14 protein-coding genes are annotated in these 17,813 nt (G+C 70.8%); 5 read left to right on the top strand and 9 right to left on the bottom strand.

The window, feature by feature from the left end; genetic code table 11:
* Nucleotides 1-43 precede the first annotated feature (43 nt).
* The 4 genes from OH735_RS18145 (at nt 44) to OH735_RS18130 (ending at nt 5,088) form a co-directional block, all read left to right on the top strand.
* Nucleotides 44-892: an NTP transferase domain-containing protein gene (locus OH735_RS18145; RefSeq protein WP_406382578.1), complete on the top strand. Its 849-nt coding sequence runs from the start codon at nt 44-46 to the stop codon at nt 890-892.
* 410 nt (nt 893-1,302) lie between these two features.
* Nucleotides 1,303-2,832 (top strand): molybdopterin molybdotransferase MoeA, encoded by a 1,530-nt coding sequence (locus tag OH735_RS18140; RefSeq protein WP_406386624.1) that lies wholly within the window; start codon nt 1,303-1,305, stop codon nt 2,830-2,832.
* On the top strand, nt 2,790-3,926 hold the full coding sequence (locus OH735_RS18135; RefSeq protein WP_406382577.1) for a potassium channel family protein: 1,137 nt from the start codon (nt 2,790-2,792) through the stop codon (nt 3,924-3,926). Before OH735_RS18140 ends, OH735_RS18135 begins: the two co-directional genes overlap by 43 nt.
* Before the next feature lie 175 nt (nt 3,927-4,101).
* A complete protein-coding gene (locus OH735_RS18130; protein WP_406382576.1) occupies nt 4,102-5,088 on the top strand; it encodes an NAD(P)H-quinone oxidoreductase in 987 nt (328 codons plus the stop codon).
* 221 nt (nt 5,089-5,309) lie between these two features.
* Here OH735_RS18130 and OH735_RS18125 read toward each other — a convergent pair whose 3' ends face one another.
* From OH735_RS18125 to OH735_RS18100, 6 genes are all read right to left on the bottom strand, one after another.
* Nucleotides 5,310-5,858: a bacterial proteasome activator family protein gene (locus OH735_RS18125; protein WP_114245465.1), complete on the bottom strand. Its 549-nt coding sequence runs from the start codon at nt 5,856-5,858 to the stop codon at nt 5,310-5,312.
* Between the two features lie 152 nt (nt 5,859-6,010).
* Nucleotides 6,011-8,857, bottom strand: a complete 2,847-nt coding sequence (locus tag OH735_RS18120; protein WP_406382575.1) for an FtsX-like permease family protein — start codon at nt 8,855-8,857, stop codon at nt 6,011-6,013.
* Entirely contained in the window at nt 8,854-9,633 is a 780-nt protein-coding gene (locus OH735_RS18115) for an ABC transporter ATP-binding protein (protein ID WP_406382574.1), read from the bottom strand. Before OH735_RS18115 ends, OH735_RS18120 begins: the two co-directional genes overlap by 4 nt.
* 286 nt (nt 9,634-9,919) lie before the next feature.
* Entirely contained in the window at nt 9,920-10,549 is a 630-nt protein-coding gene (locus OH735_RS18110) for a PadR family transcriptional regulator (protein WP_406382573.1), read from the bottom strand.
* A gap of 84 nt (nt 10,550-10,633) precedes the next feature.
* The gene (locus tag OH735_RS18105; protein ID WP_406382572.1) at nt 10,634-11,365 is read right to left on the bottom strand and encodes a hypothetical protein; all 732 of its coding nucleotides are present in this window, start codon (nt 11,363-11,365) and stop codon (nt 10,634-10,636) included.
* A gap of 206 nt (nt 11,366-11,571) precedes the next feature.
* Entirely contained in the window at nt 11,572-13,215 is a 1,644-nt protein-coding gene (locus OH735_RS18100) for a protein kinase domain-containing protein (protein ID WP_406382571.1), read from the bottom strand.
* A 457-nt stretch (nt 13,216-13,672) separates the two neighbouring features.
* Between OH735_RS18100 and OH735_RS18095 the strand changes: the two genes are divergently transcribed.
* Complete coding sequence (locus tag OH735_RS18095; RefSeq protein ID WP_406382570.1) at nt 13,673-15,316, top strand: protein kinase domain-containing protein; 1,644 nt, start codon at nt 13,673-13,675, stop codon at nt 15,314-15,316.
* 47 nt (nt 15,317-15,363) lie between these two features.
* Here the strand turns inward: OH735_RS18095 and OH735_RS18090 are convergent, their stop codons facing one another.
* The 3 genes from OH735_RS18090 to OH735_RS18080 all read right to left on the bottom strand — a co-directional run bounded on the left by OH735_RS18090 (nt 15,364) and on the right by OH735_RS18080 (nt 17,715).
* Nucleotides 15,364-16,356, bottom strand: coding sequence for a phosphotransferase (locus OH735_RS18090; protein WP_406386623.1), 993 nt, complete (start codon nt 16,354-16,356; stop codon nt 15,364-15,366).
* A 121-nt stretch (nt 16,357-16,477) separates the two neighbouring features.
* Nucleotides 16,478-16,912: a pyridoxamine 5'-phosphate oxidase family protein gene (locus tag OH735_RS18085; protein WP_406382569.1), complete on the bottom strand. Its 435-nt coding sequence runs from the start codon at nt 16,910-16,912 to the stop codon at nt 16,478-16,480.
* A gap of 143 nt (nt 16,913-17,055) precedes the next feature.
* Nucleotides 17,056-17,715 carry a response regulator gene (locus tag OH735_RS18080; RefSeq protein WP_406386622.1) on the bottom strand — a complete coding sequence of 220 codons (660 nt, stop codon included), beginning with the start codon at nt 17,713-17,715 and terminating at the stop codon, nt 17,056-17,058.
* Nucleotides 17,716-17,813: the final 98 nt, after the last annotated feature.

The raw sequence follows: 17,813 nt of genomic DNA, 5'->3' as shown, positions 1-17,813 counted from the left end.
ACCGGGGAGGATCAACGGGGGCCGTGGCCCGCATACTCGGAGCATGACCGCGTATGACGCCATCGTCCTTGCCGGAGGGGCCGCCAAGCGGCTCGGCGGCGCCGACAAGCCCGGCATCCGGGTCGGTGGCCGTGCGCTGCTCGACCGGGTGCTCGCGGCCTGCGCCGGCGCCTCGACCACCGTAGTGGTGGGCTGGCGGCGGCCCACCATGCGCGCAGTGACCTGGACGCGTGAAGAACCGCAGGGCGGCGGGCCGTTGGCCGCGCTCGACGCCGGCGTCCGGTGTACCGGCGCGGAATGGGTTCTCGTGCTCTCCGCCGATCTGCCGTTTCTCGGGGAGAGCACGGTCACAGCGTTGCTGGCCGCCGCTCGTGACGGTCAGCGGGACGGGGCCCTGTGCACGGACCAGGACGGTCGTGATCAGCCTCTCGTCGCCGTCTACCGTGGCGAACCGCTGCGTCGCGAGCTCGCCCTGATCGCCACCGAGCACGGCGGTCTGTCCGGGCTTCCCTTGCGGTTGCTGACGAACGAGCTCGACCTTGCCCGGGTGGAGGCCGGCCCCCTCGCCTCCTTCGACTGCGACACCTGGGAGGACATTGCGTCGGCCCGGGCCCGTATCAGAGAGCATGGGACTGTGCTGGATGAATGGATCAACGCAGTCAAGAACGAACTGGGCATCGAACTCGACGTCGACACCGACGTCCTGCTCGATCTCGCCCGTGATGCCGCCCACGGCGTCGCCCGTCCCGCCGCGCCCCTGACGACGTTCCTTGTCGGGTACGCGGCGGCGAAGGCGAGCAGCGACGGCGACGGCCCGGCAGTGGTGGCCGAGGCCGCCCGCAAGGCCGCCGCGCTGGCCCTCCGGTGGGCGGACGAGAACGAGACCCCATGACGGCTCGCGACGACAGGTCCGACCCGCTCCTGACGGCCGACGCCGCGTCGAAGGGTGTTGCGCCGGTGGACGCCGGGTCCTCGGTGGACGCCGGGTCCGCGGTGGGCGTGGAGCCCTCGGCCGCCGTGGAGCCCTCGGAGGGCGGCGGGGCCTCGGCGCGTGACAGTCCGGTGTCGGGCGAGCGGGGGCCGACCCAGGAGGAACTGCGGGCCGCCGAGGAGGACCGGGCCGTTCAGCAGGCCCTCGCGCTGGTTGGGCGCCGGTCGTCGGATGAGCCCCAACCGTCACGTTGGCCTCACTCTGTGGATCAGCCTCAGTCGGTGGATCGGGTCGGTTTCGCGGACCTGCCTCAGCCGGTGGACCGGGTCGGTTTCGCGGACCTGCCCCAGTCGGTGGACCGGGTCGGTTCTGTGGATCGGCCCCACTCCGAGGAATGGCCTTGGTCCGTGGACCGGCCTCAGTCTGCGGGTCGGACCACGGCCATGGACTCCAGTTCCTCGGAGTCGTCGAGCCCCACGGACCGGCCCCGCCCCACGGAAGAGCGCGCGTCCGCTTCCCCGTCCCCGTCGCAGTCCCCGGCCGGCCGGGCGTACCCCTGGTGGGAGGCGCGCGCGCTCGCCGCGCGGGCGGGCCGTGACGTTCCCGTCCGTACCCGGCGGCTCCCGCTCGACCAGGCACTCGGACACGTACTCGCCGAACCGCTCGTCGCGCTCACCGATCTGCCGTCCTTCGACACCTCCGCCATGGACGGCTGGGTCGTCACCGGACCGGGTCCATGGACCATTCGTGAGGTCGAAGGAAGCGAAAGCGAGGCGGGCGACGCAAGCCCACGCCCGAGCGCGTACCCCGTCCCACACCCGAGCCAAGATCTGGGCATCCTCGCCGGGCACCGCGCCCCCGCCGCGCTCCCCGACGGTGATGCCGTACGGATCGCCACCGGCGCGCGCATTCCGGCGGACGCCAACGCGGTGATCCGCAGCGAGCACGCTCGCGTGGACGAGTCCAAGGGGCTGCTCCACGCACTGCACCAGGTACATCCAGGACAGGACATCAGGCCCCGAGGCCAGGAATGCCGTTCCGGCGATCAACTCCTGCCCGCCGGGGCCCTGGTGACGCCCGCGGTTCTCGGCCTGGCCGCCGCCGCAGGGTATGACGAACTGGGCGCCGTCCCCCGCCCCCGCGTCGATGTCCTCGTACTCGGTGACGAACTCCTGACCAGTGGGCTGCCGCACGACGGCCTGATCCGTGATGCGCTCGGCCCGATGATCGGCCCCTGGCTACGCGCCCTGGGTGCCGAGGTCTCCGCTCCGCAGCGCCTCGGCGACGACGCGGCAGCCCTCCGGCGCACCCTCACCGCCTCAGACGCGGATCTGATCATCACCACCGGCGGTACGGCCTCGGGTCCTGTCGACCACGTCCACCCTGTCCTTGCCGAGATCGGGGCCGAGTTGCTGGTCGACGGCGTCGCCGTCCGCCCCGGCCACCCGATGCTGCTGGCCAGGCTCGGGGCGGAGGGGCCGGATACGGGCCCGTATCTCGTCGGGCTGCCGGGCAATCCGCTGGCCGCCGTCTCCGGGCTTCTCACGCTCGCCGAGCCGTTGCTCCGCGGGCTGGCCGGCCATGCGCCGGAGACGCCGTACCGGGCCGTGGTGCGCGACGAGGTGCACGGGCACCCGCACGACACCCGTCTGGTACCCGTCGTCCACCGCGCGGACGGCCCCGACGACAGCGCCCGTGCTCTCGGCAGCGCGGGAACCGGCAGCGGTGCTGAGTACGTCGTACCGCTGCGTTACAACGGTCCGGCGATGCTCCGAGGAATTGCCGCGGGCGACGGACTGGCCGTCATACCTCCGGGCGGGGTACGGTCCGGCACCGAGGTGGAGATCCTCGACCTACCGTGGGCCTCGGCGACGCCGTGGACGGAAGGGTGTTTCACGTGAAACTTCCCGGCCACGATGCGATGGCCAGGCGGGCTGACGAGCATGTCGCGCCCACGCGGGTGCTGCTCCCGCGCAGGGTCACCGAAAGGCCGGCGCGGCAGGTCGCAAAGCGGCTGATGATGGCGTTGCTGGTGCTTGCCGCCACGGTGCTGATCGTCTGGCTCGACCGCGGGGGGTATCACGATGCCGCCGATGACAACGTCGACCTGCTGGACGCGGTGTACTACGCGACGGTCACCCTCTCCACCACCGGATACGGAGACATCACCCCGTACGGGGACAGCGCCCGGCTCACGAATGTGGTGCTCGTTACACCGTTGCGGGTGCTGTTCCTGATCATCCTGGTCGGTACCACTCTCGAGGTCCTTACGGAACGGACCCGGGAGGACTTTCGGCTGAAGCGTTGGAGAGCCAACTTGCGTGACCACACCGTCGTCGTCGGGTTCGGCACGAAGGGCCGTTCGGCCATCCAGACCCTGCACGCCACCGGCCTGAGCAAAGAACAGATCGTCATTGTCGATCCGGCGAGCAAGGTGATCGAGATCGCCAACGCCGAAGGGTTCGTGGGCGTGGTCGGCGATGCGACGCGCAGCGAAGTCCTGCTGCGTGCCGAGCTCCAGAAGGCGCGTCAGATCATCATCGCCACCCAGCGCGACGACACGGCGGTGCTGGTGGCGTTGACGGCGCGGCAGCTCAACCGCGGCGCGAAGATCGTCGCGGCGGTGCGCGAGGAGGAGAACGCCCCGCTGCTCCGGCAGTCCGGCGCCGACGCGGTGATCACCAGTGCCAGCGCGGCGGGCCGGCTGCTCGGTCTCTCCGTCCTCAGTCCCAGCGCGGGCACGGTGATGGAGGACCTGATCCAGCAGGGCAGCGGTCTCGACCTCGTCGAACGGCCGGTGATAAAGGCCGAGGTGGGCAAGAACGTCCGGGAGACCGAGGATCTCGTCGTCAGCGTCTTGCGGGGGCACCGGCTGCTCGGATACGACGATCCGGCGGCCAGCCCGCTGCAGCTGACGGACCGTTTGATCACCATCGTGCGTGCCTCGAACGAACCACCGCTGAGCCACCCCGCGCGAGGCGCGCCGCGCCCGTAGCCAGGTATCGCGCGGGCATTGCGCTTGTCATCGGGCGTCGCCCTCGGGCCAGTGCGGCCCGTCGTGTCATGGAGCCGCCTCCAGTCGCGTCATGGAGTTGCTTCCCGGCGCCGCGTGGTTGCCCGTCCCGTGCCACGGCTCCGTCCGTTCCGCGCCACGGAGTAGCCTCGCCGCCATGTATGCGATCACGATCCCCGAACCCGGTGGCCCCGAGGCGCTCGTATGGGCCGAAGTGCCCGATCCGGTAGCCGGCGAGGGCGAGGTCCTCGTCGATGTCGTGTCCAGCGCGGTCAATCGCGCCGATGTGCTGCAGCGGCAGGGGTTCTACAACCCGCCGCCCGGTGCTTCCCCGTACCCCGGCCTGGAGTGCGCGGGCCGCGTCTCGGCGATCGGGCCCGGCGTCAGCGGCTGGTCGGTCGGCGACGAGGTGTGTGCGCTGCTCGCCGGCGGCGGTTACGCGGAGAAGGTCGCCGTACCCGCCGGGCAGCTGCTGCCCGTACCGGACGGAGTCGACCTGACGCTGTCGGCGGCACTGCCCGAGGTGACAGCCACGGTCTGGTCGAACGTGTTCATGGTGGCCCATCTGCGCCCCGGCGAGACGCTGTTGGTGCACGGAGGATCCAGCGGCATCGGCACGATGGCGATCCAGCTCGCCAAGGCCGTGGGCGCACGGGTCGCGGTGACCGCGGGCGGACCGGAGAAGCTGGCGCGCTGCGCGGAGCTGGGTGCCGACATCCTGATCGACTACCGGGAGCAGGACTTCGTCGAGGAGCTGCGCAAGGCGACGGACGGCGCCGGTGCGGACGTCATCCTCGACATCGTCGGCGCGAAGTACCTGGACCGGAACGTGAAGGCTCTTGCCGTCAACGGCCGACTGGCCATCATCGGCCTCCAGGGCGGCGTCAAGGGTGAGCTGAATCTGAACGCCCTGCTGAACAAGCGGGCCGCCATCACCGCGACCTCACTGCGCGGCCGTCCGCTCGCCGAGAAGGCCGCCATCGTCGCCGCCGTGCGCGAGCATGTCTGGCCGCTGATCGCCGACGCTGTCGTACGGCCGGTCGTGGACCGCACGCTGCCGATGCCCGACGCCGCCGAGGCGCACCGGGTGCTGGAGTCCAGCGCGCACATCGGGAAGGTGCTTCTGCGGACACCCGCGCGCTGACCTCCGCCGCTGCCCTCGCCATCGGGCACGCACTGCGCGTATCGCACGTACCGCACTCTCTGTACGTACCGCACGTACCGCACGTACCGCACGTACTGCACGTACCGCACGTACCGCACGTACTGCACGCAACGGGGCCCGGCACACAGGTCGTCGACCATGTGTGCCGGGCCTTGGCGTTGCTGCGTAATCGGAAGGTACCGACCAGAGCGGCGTACCGACTACAGGTACGGCCCCGACCGGATGGCCCCGTGGTGGTCCCCGCTCCCGTCCTCGTCCTCGTGTCCGCTCCCCGGCGGAAGGGCGCGGCGCATCTGCTCCAACTGGGCCCGCGCCGCCATCTGCTGGGCGAACAGCGCCGTCTGGATGCCGTGGAAGAGGCCCTCCAGCCAGCCGACCAACTGGGCCTGAGCGATCCGGAGTTCCGCCTCGGAAGGCACCGACTCCTCGGTGAACGGCAGGGAGAGACGCTCCAGCTCCTCCACCAGCTCCGGCGCGAGGCCGTCCTCCAGCTCCTTCACGGAGCTCGCGTGGATCTCCTTGAGCCTGACCCGGCTCGCCTCGTCGAGAGGAGCAGCCCTGACCTCCTCCAGGAGCTGCTTGATCATGCTGCCGATGCGCATGACTTTCGCGGGCTGTTCGACCATCTCCGTCACCGGGACCTCACGCGACTCGTCGTCAGTGCCACCGCCGCCGATCGCCATGCCGTCCTGCCCCACCACGAGGACTTGGGGGTGCTCCTGCGACCGTTCATTCCTCGGCATCTCCATGGCGCCATTGTCTCGCACACCTACCGCACTACACGGTGGTGCCCCCGCAAACGGTTGATCCACCGTTTTCGGGGGCACCGAATCGGCCGGTCGGCCCACGGCAGCCGGTCCGGCCGTAGCCGGTCACACCGCCGACCGCCCCGCTCGCAACCTCACCCGGCCCGTCGTGCCAGGGCCAGGCGCGAGCGGGTCAACGCCGCCGCGAGGAGCCCGGCCAGCAGCGGAACGCAGACGACGAGCAGACCGATGGTCGTCCAGGGAAGCACGATCGGCGTGTACGCCGACTGTGTGGGGTCCAGCCGCATCTGCTTCAGTGCTTCCCGCAGGTCGACGAGGCGCAGCGCCACCGCGGGCACCAGACCCGCCAGGGTGCCGAGCACCACGCCCGTGAGGGCCACCACCAGGCACTGGAAGCCGGACAGCCTCCGCCGCACGCCCGGTGGCGCGCCCACCGCGCTGAGAGTGTTGAGGTCGGCCTCCGCGTCCGCCTTGGCGAGGCCCGTCGTGATCGCGGCCGCACCCAGGGTCACCACCCCGGCGAACAGGGTCAGGATCAGCAGTGCGATGTTGTCCTGCCGGCCGGGGCCGTGATCGGACCGCACCCACATTCCGCCGCCGGCCTGCGCGATGGCACCGGAAACCCGCTGGTCCTCGGCGTTCGTCGGGGCGTGGGCGACGGCATACACGCTTCCGGCCGCCCTGGTGTGCAGGCCGAGCCGCTCCGCGGTCCGCTCCGGAAGGATCATGCGGATTCCGGGGGTGGCGGCGTACTTGGCGGGGGCCACGTACACCTTCAGCTTGTCGACGGTGGTCCGCGCCTTGCCCGGGTGCTGCTTCCAGTTCTTCTTGTCCTTCTCGCTGTACTGGTGGACCGACTTGATGGTCACCTCGCCGTTCTCCGCGTACACCGGGTTGAGGAGTACCGGTGTGCCCGCGGCCAGCGCCTCGGCGGCCGCGGGGTTGTCGAGCTTCACATACGTGTCGAGCAGGGCCGCGTCCGCGACGACGATGCCGCTCTCGTCCGTGTTGAAGAGACCCGATGCCATCAGGTCGGTCAGGCAGGCGGGGGAACGCATCAGCTTCTTGTGCTCGTCGGCGGAGAGTCGCGCGGCGAGTTCCTTGGCCCCCTTGCGGGTGAGCGGACAACTGTGTGCTTTGCCGTCGGGCTTGACCAGTTTCAGCGTGCCGCAGTGGTTCTCCTCGTAGAGGCGGCAGTCGCTGCCCGCCCAGACCCGTCGGAAGTCCGCGTGTCCGCCGGTGACGGCCATGTTTTGCTCCACGGCCGTCCGAGCCAGCGGTAGCCGCTCGGCCGACTCCTCGTCGAAGGACGAGACGACGATGGTTCCCTCGGTGAGCGAGGGGACGTAGTTGTACTCGTACTCGGCTGAGTAGCTGGACATGTAGGTGGCGATGCCCACCGAACCCGCGACGGCCGCCATGACCGCGGCGACGGCGGGAGCGGTACGACCACGGTTGCGGGCGGCGTCGCGCAGCGCCATCCGGGGCGAGAGGGGCAGTCTCCTGCCGAGCCGCCCGAGGAAGCCGACGATCACCGGGATGCAGGCGAGCAGACCGAGTTCGGCGACGATGGATCCGCCGGCGACCAGTGCCGAACTTCCGATGGTGCCGCCGAAGAGGGCGATCGCGCCACCGAGCGCCAGCACGCAGGTGCCCAGGACGGGCAGCACCCGGGAGGAGCGGCGGACGCCGCGCCGGCCGGTCAGCGACTCCAGTACGGACTGCCGGCTCGCCACGATCGCCGGGGCGAACGCCGCCAACAAGCCGGTGATCAGGCCGATCGCGGCGATGACCAGCAATTCCAGCGGCGGCATCGTCAGAGAGCCGAACCGGTGTCCGGCCCAGTTCTCGATCACGGGCTGGAGAGCCGCGGTGAGCCCGAGGCCGACGACGACACCCGTCACCGCTCCGATGCCACCGAGCACCAGACCGCCACCGAGCACCACGGCCCTGACATGGCGCCTGTCTCCGCCGCAGGTGCCGAGGAGGCCGAGCTGACGGCGGGAACGGCGCGCACCGACCGCGAAGGCCGGTCCGGCGAGCAGCACGATCTCCAGGACCGCCATGGCGATCACGGTGACGAGTGCCGTGCTGAATCTCTCGGAGCTGCTGTCGAGGCTGCCGGGGTCTCTGGCGGTCAGCGGGACCTCGGAGTCCGGCGGCGGGTCGAGGGCGACCTGCCGGGACGTGACGAGCACGCCCGACTTATTGGCCGCCATGACGTGCGGCCAGGTCACGCCGACCCCTGCGGGGCCTTTGACCAGCCAGTCCGTGGATCCGGCGTTCGGCGGAAGCACCTTCTTGTCGTGGTCGGCCTTGGCCTTCCACGGGGCGATGACCGCACCGGGGTCGGCGTAGAGCGCCTCGGTCTTCAGCTCGCTCGGCAGCTCGATCACACCGGTGATGGTGTACGTCCGGCCGGAGTTGCGCACGGTGGTGGTCGAGCCGACGTGCAGCCCGGTCGCCTTCAGGAACGGCTCCGTGGCGGCCATCTCGCCCTTGCCGTGCGGGTAGGCGCCGCGCACGAGGTCGATCTTGCCGCGGGCCATCGTGTCCGACGTCCGGATCTCGACGATGTCGGTGTTCGTGATGCCGTACCGGGTGGTGACACTCGCAGGGACGGACTGGATGCTGATCGCCCGCGAACCCTTGGGGAACGTCGTCCTGATGTCGAGCGGGTCGCCGTTCTCCACGGGCGGCGTGTCGTCCACGCCCACGTAGATGTTGCTCACCGCTCCATCGGGGAGTTGCTCGATGGGCCCCATCATCTTGTCGCTGAACAGCGCGTCGGCGGAGCCCATTTTGCTGGTCAGCTGCTCGGCGAGGGTCGGCGTCAGGTTGCGGTACGTCACGTCGAGTGCCGTGACGCCGAGCACCGGTATCGCGATCATCGCGACCACCATCGCGCTTCGGCCCTTGGCCCGCGTCGCGTCGCGCCGGGCTATGCGGAGGGCGGCGCGCCACCCCGTGAAGACGCTCACTCGGCGGCCTCGGTGGCCAGCAGCGAGTCGGCGTCGGCGGTGAGCGTCTGGTCGACGATCGAACCGTCCCGGAGGAACACGACCCGGTCCGCCCAGGCGGCGTACCGCGGCTCGTGCGTCACCATCACACCGGCCGCGCCCTGGTCGCAGCGGTTGCGCAGCAGTGCGAGCACGGCCTCGCCGGTCTCGGAGTCGAGGGCCCCGGTCGGTTCGTCGGCGAGCACGAGGCGCCGGTTCCCCACCAGTGCGCGGGCGATCGCGACGCGCTGCTGCTGGCCGCCCGACATCTCGTCCGGGAACCGGTCGGCGATCTCCAGGAGCTTCATCTCCTCCAGCGCCGCCCGCGCCTCCTTGCGTGCCTTGCGCACGGAGACCCCGTCGAGCTCGCGCGGCAGGGCGATGTTCTCGGCGGCGGTCAGCGCCGGGATCAGGTTGTAGTCCTGGAAGACATAGCCGACGCTGCGGCGGCGCAGGGCTGCGATGCCCTTGCGGCCGAGGCCGGAGATGTCCTGGCCCTCGATGACGACTTGGCCGCTGGTCGCGGTGTCGAGACCGCCGGCGATGGTCAGCAAGGTCGACTTGCCGGAGCCGGAGGGGCCCATGACGGCGACGAGTTCACCGGTGTGCACGGCGAGGTCGACGCCGCGCAGGGCGTGCACCTCGGCGACGCCGGTTCCGTGGGTGCGGGTGAGCGCTCGGAGTTCGAGCACCGGTGCGTCGACCGACAGCCGTGCGCCGGACGAGGACGCGGACCGGGACGGGGCGCGTGAGGACATGGTGGGTGGTTCCCCCTTGGAACAGGTCTATGGGCCCGGCGGCGGACCCGGAAGCGGTCCGTGGCCGGCACAGGATGCGTACGCGGGCGGTCGGGAGCTTGTACCGGAAGCCGGAAGCCGGAAGCTGGGAGTCGGGAGTCGGGAGTCGGGAGTCGGGAGTCGGAAGCCGGAAGCCGGAAGTCGGGAGTCGGGCGCTGGGTGGTCCGGAGCTTGTGCCGGGCCGGGCGCCGGATGCCGCGTACCGCATGGTCCGGGTACGTGCCGGGTGTACGCGGCTGGTTCGTGGTCAGCGCCGGCCGCGTGGACGGGCGATACGGGCAGGGGTACGGCCTGCCGGGGTGCGGCCGGTGGTACGTACCTCGGGTTCCGGCTCCGTGGCGGCGGCCTCGGCGAGGCGGACCAGCCGGGACTCGCAGTGGTCCAGCCAGCGGGCCTCCGCCTCCGCCTGGAAGATCAGCTGTTCCACTACGAGCAGCCAGGCGACCTTGTCGCGGTTGGCCGGGACATCGGCCAGGGCCTGTGCCTTGAGGCGGGTGTAGTCCTGCATCGCCTTCAGGGTGTGGTGGCGCTGGGACTGGATGACGGCCCGGATGTCCACATCGGGCGCGCCGACCGCCATGGCGAGCTTGATCGCCAGCTCGTCGCGGGGCGGACTACTGCGGTCGACGGGTGTCTCGAACCAGCTGCGCAGTTCGGTGCGGCCGTCGTCGGTGATGGCGTAGAGGGCGTGCCCCTGGTCGTCCTCGTCGTCCTGGACGACCAGGCCGTCGCGCTCCAGGCGGCTCAGCGTCGTGTACACCTGGCCGACGTTGAGTGGCCAGGTGGAGCCGGTGCGCGACTCGAATTCGGTGCGGAGCTGGGAGCCGTACCTGGGCCCCCGCTCCAGCAGAGCCAGTAGCCCATGACGGATCGACATACTGAGTATGTATACCCGGTATGTTGCTCGGTGCAAGTCCCGTCCGGCGTGCCTGCGCGCTGGTTGCGGGCCCGTGGGGCCGTCTCAGACCGAGCGGCGCATACGGAACGCGAGGAAGCCCAGCCCCAGCCCTATCAGCGCGATTCCCGCGCCCAGGGACACTCGCTGCACGCGCTGCACGGCCGGCCTGTCGAGAGCCTGCGGCGCGAGTCGGCCGGGCTCGGGGGACGTGCTCGCCTCCGGTATCGCGGCGGGGACCGGCCCCGGATCGGTCGCCGTTTCGGACGTGTCGGGTGCGTCGGGCTGGGCGAGCTCGGCGGACTGCGCGGATTCGTCGGGCTCGTCGGCTTCGGCGGAAGAGCCTTCCGCGGGCGCGAGCGGCCGTCCGGGCCGCGGTCGCCCCTCCCCGGCCTCGCGCCCGGCGAGCGGGGACTGCGCTTCGCGGGGCGGCGACTCCGTGACCGCGGCGGAGGACGGCGGGCCGGAAGGGGAGGCCGAAGCGGAGCCGGACGCCGGGGAGGAGGGCGGCGCAGGCGCCGGGGGCGCGGGGGCGGCCGAACCGCCATCCGCGGGGGTGGTCGTCGGTACGGCCGAGGGTTCGGCCGAAGGAGTGGCCGAATCCTTGCCCGACGGTTGGACGCTCGGGACGCCGGGGCCGGTGGAAGGAGTGGCGGAAGGCGCGGCGGAGCTCCTCGCGAGAGGCGTCACCGAGCCGCTGACCGTCCCCGGCGCCCGGCCCGGGGCACGCCGGTCCGCGTGCGCCTGGCCCGTCGCGGCCCCCAGTGCCGCGCCCGCCGAGAATATGAGGCAGACCACGCATCTCGTGGACCGCGATGGGAGAAGTCCTTGAGCCATGCGGTCAGCGTCACATGTGACGCCAAGTCCGGCATTTCGGATATGAGGCTTCCTCGGGGCGCCGTCACTGCCCCTCCACTGCCGCGTACCTGCGTACCCGCGTACCCGCGCACGCGGGCAACCGCTGTACCCGCGCACGCGGGCAATTGCCCTCCGCTGCCCTCCGCTCAGGCCGGGTCGCCCGTCGCGACGCGCAGTTCGAAGTGGGCGCCCGTCTCGGGCACGGCGGTTCCGGCGGTCGGGAACTGGTCGATGACCTGATCCTCCGCGTAGGCGTTTCCAGGAACCTTGATCTTTTTGATGGTCCAGCCGGCCGCATCCGCACAGGCTTTCGCCGAAAGGAAGTCCTTGTACAAGAACTTCGGAGCGTCCACCTTCTCCGGATCGTCGCTGGCCTCCATCGGGTTCTTGCAGTCCTCGATCTTCATCGTCCGGTTCCGTTCCGGATCCTTGTGCTCGCTCGACGCCGACGACTCGCTGGGGGAGGCACCCTTCGTACCCGGGTCGTCCTTCAGCGAGAGCACCGTGATCAGCCCGCCTATCGCGATCAGCGCGACGACGATCGAGCCGACTGTCACCGGCATGTTCCGCCTGGCGCCGCCCCTGCCGGAGCCGCCCTGTGCCTGCGTCTGCGGCGCGATCGTGTACGGCGGCGGGGTCTGCTGCTGCATCGGGGACATGGGGGACAGCGGCGCCTGGTTCTGGTACGCCGGAGCCGACTGCGGATAGCCGTACGACGGGGCCGGGGCGGGCGCCGGGGTCGGCGCACCGTACGGCCCCGACTGGTACGGGCCCGGCTGGTACGGCGTCCGGACGTTCTGCGGCGCCGGAGTGGCCCGGTCGACCGGCGGGAAGACCGCCGAGCCGACGCCCGAACCGCTGTTCGCCGGAGCGCCGCCGCCCGCGACGATCACCGGGGCGCCCGTCTGCCCGCTCGCGCTCAGCACCCGCGCGATCTCGTCCTGCATCGCCGCGGCGCTGGGGAAGCGCTCGTTCGGGTTCTTCTTCAGCGCGCGGGCGACGAGCGCGTCCATCGCCGGGGTGATCGACCGGTTGATGGTGGACGGCGCGACCGGCTCCTCCTGGACATGCGCGTACGCGATGGCGAGCGGCGAGTCCGCGTCGAACGGGATGCGTCCGGTCAGCAGCTGGAACAGCATGATGCCGACCGAGTACAGGTCGGAGCGCGCGTCCACCCCGCGGCCCAGGGCCTGCTCGGGGGAGAGGTACTGAGGGGTGCCGACGACCATGCCGGTCTGCGTCATCGACGTGACGCCCGACTGCATGGCGCGGGCGATGCCGAAGTCCATGACCTTCACGACACCGCGCTTGGTCACCATCACATTGCCAGGCTTGATGTCGCGGTGGACCAGGCCCATCTCGTGGCTGGTGTCCAGCGCGGCCAGCACATCGGCCGTCACCTTGAGCGCCTTGTCGGCCGGCATCGCCCCGTAGTTCTGGATGTCCGCCTGGAGTGCGGAGCCGAGCGGCTGCCCCTCCACGTACTCCATGACGATGTACGGCATCAGCGCGCCGCCGAGCTCGTCCTCGCCGGTGTCGAAGACCGAGACGATGTTGGTGTGCTGCAGTTTGGCAACAGCCTGTGCCTCGCGCCGGAACCGCTCGCGGAACGACTGCTCGCGGCCCAGCTCCGTGTGGAGCGTCTTGATCGCGACCTGGCGGTCCAGAGCGGAGTCGTACGCCAGATATACGGACGCCATCCCGCCCTCGCCGAGCAGGTCGCGAAGCTGGTATCGGCCGCCGGCGACCGAACCGCCCGCGTAGCGCCCCTGAGCGCCGTCCTGGCTCATGACTTGCTTCCCCCTCGGCGCGCAACTGACGCGATGATCCCTATTTACGCGCCAAGTCTGCCCGAGGGGTACGACACGTCAAGCCGGGTGCCCGTTCCGTGACCCTACGCACAAGAAGCGTCTCGGAAGCGTTACAGGATCCGCATCGAATTTGCCCGGGCGGCGCGCCGGGCGGTTGGATGACCGGTCCCTCTCGGAAACGGAGTGTCCGGCAGAGGCTGTAGCGTGACGTGGCAATGCAGCTACATTCTTTCGTTTGGATCAGGCCGGATCGGGGAGCACGGTCCGGTGCCGTGCGTCGCAAGGCGGGGGAAGGAGCCATGGCGGAGCCCTGGCGACTGACGACAACGCGGCGAAGTGCGGTGCCGGGGCACGCGAGCCCGGCATGGCCCGAACGAGAGGCCCTGGACACCGTGAGAACCCGCGGACGCGCGGACAGATACGACGGCGAGGACTGATGGCACCCGATTCCGAAGCAAACGGCGGCGGAGTTTCGGATGGCACCGACTCCTGGGGCATCGGCGGTGTCGTCGGTGACGGACGCTACCGGATGACCCACCGGCTCGGCCGGGGCGGCATGGCGGAGGTCTTCGCGGCCGAGGACGTCAGGCTGGGACGTACGGTCGCGGTGAAGCTCCTGCGTTCCGATCTCGCGGAGGACCCGGTCTCCAAGGCCCGGTTCACGCGCGAGGCGCAGTCGGTCGCGGGCCTCAACCACCACGCCATCGTCGCCGTGTACGACTCCGGCGAGGATGTGGTGGGCGGCCAGACCGTCCCCTACATCGTGATGGAGCTCGTCGAGGGCCGCACCATCCGCGATCTGCTCCTCAACGCCGAGGCGCCGCCGCCCGAGCAGGCCCTGATCATCGTCTCGGGCGTGCTGGAGGCCCTCGCGTACTCGCACCAGCACGGCATCGTGCACCGTGACATCAAGCCCGCCAACGTGATCATCACGAACTCGGGCGCGGTCAAGGTGATGGACTTCGGCATCGCCCGTGCGCTGCACGGCGCGCAGTCGACGATGACGCAGACCGGCATGGTCATGGGCACGCCGCAGTACCTCTCCCCCGAGCAGGCGCTGGGCAAGGCCGTCGACCACCGCTCCGACCTCTACGCCACCGGCTGCCTGCTGTACGAACTCCTGGCGCTGCGGCCCCCGTTCACGGGCGAGACGCCGCTCTCCGTCGTATATCAGCATGTGCAGGACATTCCGGTCCCGCCGTCCGAGGTGCTGGACGCGGTGCCGCCGGAGCTGGACGGGCTGGTCATGCGCTCGCTCGCGAAGGACCCGGACGACCGGTTCCAGAGCGCCGAGGAGATGCGCGGCCTCATCCAGTACGGCCTGCAGATGCTTCAGGTGCAGGGCGGCCACACGGGTACGTGGAACACCGGCGCGGTCGCGATGCACGAGGGCGGACACACCCCGGCGATGGGTGTCACCGGCGGCACGATGGCGATGGGCCACCCGCAGCACGGAAACACCTCGCAGGGTCCGATCCTGCCGCCGATGAACCCCGACGACGGGGGCTACGAAGGCGGAAACAGGGGCGGGGGCGGCCGCGGCAAGCTGTGGCTGTTCGTGGTGCTCGCGCTGATCGCGATCGGGGCCGGTGTCGCCATCGCCGTCAACGCCGAGAACAGCAGCGGCACGAAGCAGGAGAGGACGCCCGCGACGACCTCCAGTTCGCCGTCCTCGCCGGAGAGTTCGCCCGAGCCGAGCGATCAGCAGAGCGAGCAGAGCCGACTGCCGGAGAACTCCACCGGCAATCAGCAGGACTCGCGTCCGCCGCGGAAGTCCTACACCCCGCCGGTCACCCCGAGCCAGTCGTCCGAGCCTCCGTCGACGGAACCGTCCACGCCGAATACGGGTGGCACGGGCGACGGCGGTACGGGTGCGGCCGACGGTGGCGCCGGAGGTACGGGCGACGGCAGCACCGGTACGAGCGGCGACAGCTCAGGTACGAGTGGCGACAGCGGCAGCTCGGGTACGGGCGACAGCGGCGGCACCGATACGAGTACGGGTGGTACGGGCAGCGATGCGACCGGGGGACCCCTCGGCGCATCCGGCGGCAGTCCCGTCACGGGCGGCACCAGCTCGTGACCCCGCAGCGTTCACGGCCAGATCCCACTCCGTGAACGCGCGAGGTCTCACCCCGTGAACGCCTCGCACACCGCCTCGTACTCGCGCGTCCACCACACCGCCAGGGCCGACACCGCAGGGAACTGCGGGTCGGCCCTTCGGTCGTGCAGGCAGTACCGCCAGCGCAGTATCCAGAAGTCGTTGAGCCGCTCCCACCACACGCGGTGCACCGCCGCGGCCAGTTCCGCCGCCCCCGCCCCGGCCGCCCGCCGGTAGGCCCCCGCGTACGCCCGTACCTTCTCCAGCTCCAGCTTCCCGGCCGGCTGCACGAAGAAGATCGCCGCGGCCCGCACCGCCTCCTCCGCGCGGGGCTGGACCCCCAGCCGGTCCCAGTCGAGGATCGCGACCGGGTCCGTGCCCCGGTAGAGGACGTTCAGCGGGTGGAAATCGCCGTGCACCCACCCGGTGGCCGGAATGTCGGGGGTGGGCGGCCTGCGGTCGGCGTGCTGTTCCAGCAGGGCCCGCCGCTCCAGGAGCCGGTGTTCGGCCAGCTCGTCGAAGGAGTCCCGGGGGCGGCGCCCGCGCGCGGCCGCCAGCAGCTCGTCGATCAGCGCGAACGTGTCGGCGGGGTCGGGGCTCCGGTACCTGCCGGACCGCCCCGCGAGCCCCGCGCCCGCCTCCATGACCTGTTCGAGCCCGGTGTGCACGGCCCCGAGCAGTGCCCCGAGCCGCTGCGACTGGGCGGCGGTGAGCTGGGCGCCGGCCCGGTGCAGCCCGTCGACCCAGGGGTGCAGGGCGTAGCACCGACCGCCGATCTCCGTCACCGTGTCACCCTCGGTGTCCTCCACGGGCGGGGCGACGGGCACGCCGAGTGACTGGAGCCGCTGGGTGGCGCGGTGCTGGCGGACGATCGTGGCGCGGTCGCCGGTGGTGTCGTCGAGGTGGTGCTTGAGGAAGTAGTGGCCGCGGGTGGTGGAGACGCGGTAGCCGTGGTTGAGGAGGCCCTGGGTGACGGGTTTGCAGGTCAGGGGCTCACCGGCGTCCGGGTAGTGGCGCAGCACCTCGACCACCGGGGGAACGGGCGGACGGGGCACCGCGGAACGGGGCGCGGAGGAGCACAGCACCTCGCCGACCGGCGGAGCAGACGGAAGGGTTACAGATGAGCGCGGCACTCGCCAGATGTTAGATCACGCTGCGTTGCGGCTCGGCCGGCTTGCGTGGGAGGCCCAGAGTGTGCACGGAGACGAAGTGCGGGTCGACCCCCAGGTAGGCCGGGGCGAAGGGCTCCCCGTTCATCCGGGTGGGGGCGGCGCCGAAGCGCTCCCGCTGCTCGGGGGTCGGGTGCACGATCTCGGCACGGCCGGTGAACTGCACGGACCACAGCTCGCCGTCGTCCCCGGAGGGCGTGGTGTTGAAGTTGTCCGCCCCGTACGCCACGACGGTGCCGTCGCAGGCCTCGTGGTAGCCGAGGCCGCTGTGCATCCGCAGGACGACGCGGCCGTCGACGACGATGTGGCGGGCGATCGCCAGTATCGGGAGGGCTCGCATGCTCGTCGCCAGCCGGCCGTACGGGACGCGGCCGAGCAGATCGATCGCGTGGAGTTCCTCAGAGGACATGGCCTCCACTCTCCGTCACCGGGGAGGCCATAAAAAGAGGCCGCGGCCCCAGGCGGTCCGGGACCAAAGTCCCGAAGATCACCGAGGACCACGGCCGCTCCGTGCGCGTCCCGTCGTCCGGCCGCCCCACCGCGTCCCGCCGTTCAGCCCTTCTCGGCCTGCAGTCTGGCCACGTACGCGGCGGCCTGCGAGCGCCGTTCCATGCCCAGTTTGGAGAGCAGGCTGGAGACATAATTCTTGATCGTCTTCTCGGCGAGGTGCAGCCGCTCGCCGATCACCCGGTTCGTCAGCCCCTCGCCGATCAGATCGAGGATCTTGCGCTCCTGATCGGTGAGGCTGTCGAGCTTGTCGTCGCCCCGGCTCTTCTTCCCGTCGCGCAGCCGCTCCAGCACGCGGGCGGTCGCGACCGGGTCCAGCAGCGACTTTCCGGCCGCCACATCCCGTACCGCGCTCAGCAGTTCGTTGCCGCGGATCGCCTTCAGCACATACCCCGAGGCGCCCGCCATGATCGCGTCGAACAGCGCCTCGTCATCGGCGTACGAGGTCAGCATCAGGCATTTGATGCTCTCGTCCTGGGAACGGATCTCCCGGCAGACCTCCACCCCGCTCCCGTCCGGCAGCCGTACGTCGAGCACCGCCACGTCGGGCCGGGTCGCGGGAATGCGGACCAGCGCGTCCGCCGCCGTGCCGGCCTCGCCGACGACCTCGATGTCGTCCTCGACCGAGAGCAATTCATGGACTCCGCGTCGGACGACTTCATGGTCGTCCAGCAGAAAAACGGTGATTTTTCCTTGTTCGCGCACAAAACGCAGTCTCACACACTCGCCTCTTCCCTGCCGCCGAACGGCGGGATAACGTGCCGTTGTTCCGGCGGCCTGCAAGGCTGTTCCCAGTGCTGTGA

This window comes from Streptomyces sp. NBC_01618 (assembly GCF_045209435.1).
Taxonomy (GTDB): Bacteria; Actinomycetota; Actinomycetes; order Streptomycetales; family Streptomycetaceae; genus Streptomyces.
The sequence above is the reverse complement of the archived record's forward strand: the minus strand, read 5'-3'. Positions and strand labels throughout refer to the sequence as shown.

Bases quoted from the DNA above. Each gene is read 5' to 3' on its own strand.
- OH735_RS18145 (WP_406382578.1), top strand. From the start codon at position 44: ATGACCGCGTATGACGCCATCGTCCTTGCCGGAGGGGCCGCCAAGCGG.
- OH735_RS18130 (WP_406382576.1), top strand. From the start codon at position 4,102: ATGTATGCGATCACGATCCCCGAACCCGGTGGCCCCGAGGCGCTCGTA.
- OH735_RS18125 (WP_114245465.1), bottom strand. From the start codon at position 5,858: ATGGAGATGCCGAGGAATGAACGGTCGCAGGAGCACCCCCAAGTCCTC.
- OH735_RS18115 (WP_406382574.1), bottom strand. From the start codon at position 9,633: ATGTCCTCACGCGCCCCGTCCCGGTCCGCGTCCTCGTCCGGCGCACGG.
- OH735_RS18110 (WP_406382573.1), bottom strand. From the start codon at position 10,549: ATGTCGATCCGTCATGGGCTACTGGCTCTGCTGGAGCGGGGGCCCAGG.
- OH735_RS18100 (WP_406382571.1), bottom strand. From the start codon at position 13,215: ATGAGCCAGGACGGCGCTCAGGGGCGCTACGCGGGCGGTTCGGTCGCC.
- OH735_RS18095 (WP_406382570.1), top strand. From the start codon at position 13,673: ATGGCACCCGATTCCGAAGCAAACGGCGGCGGAGTTTCGGATGGCACC.
- OH735_RS18085 (WP_406382569.1), bottom strand. From the start codon at position 16,912: ATGTCCTCTGAGGAACTCCACGCGATCGATCTGCTCGGCCGCGTCCCG.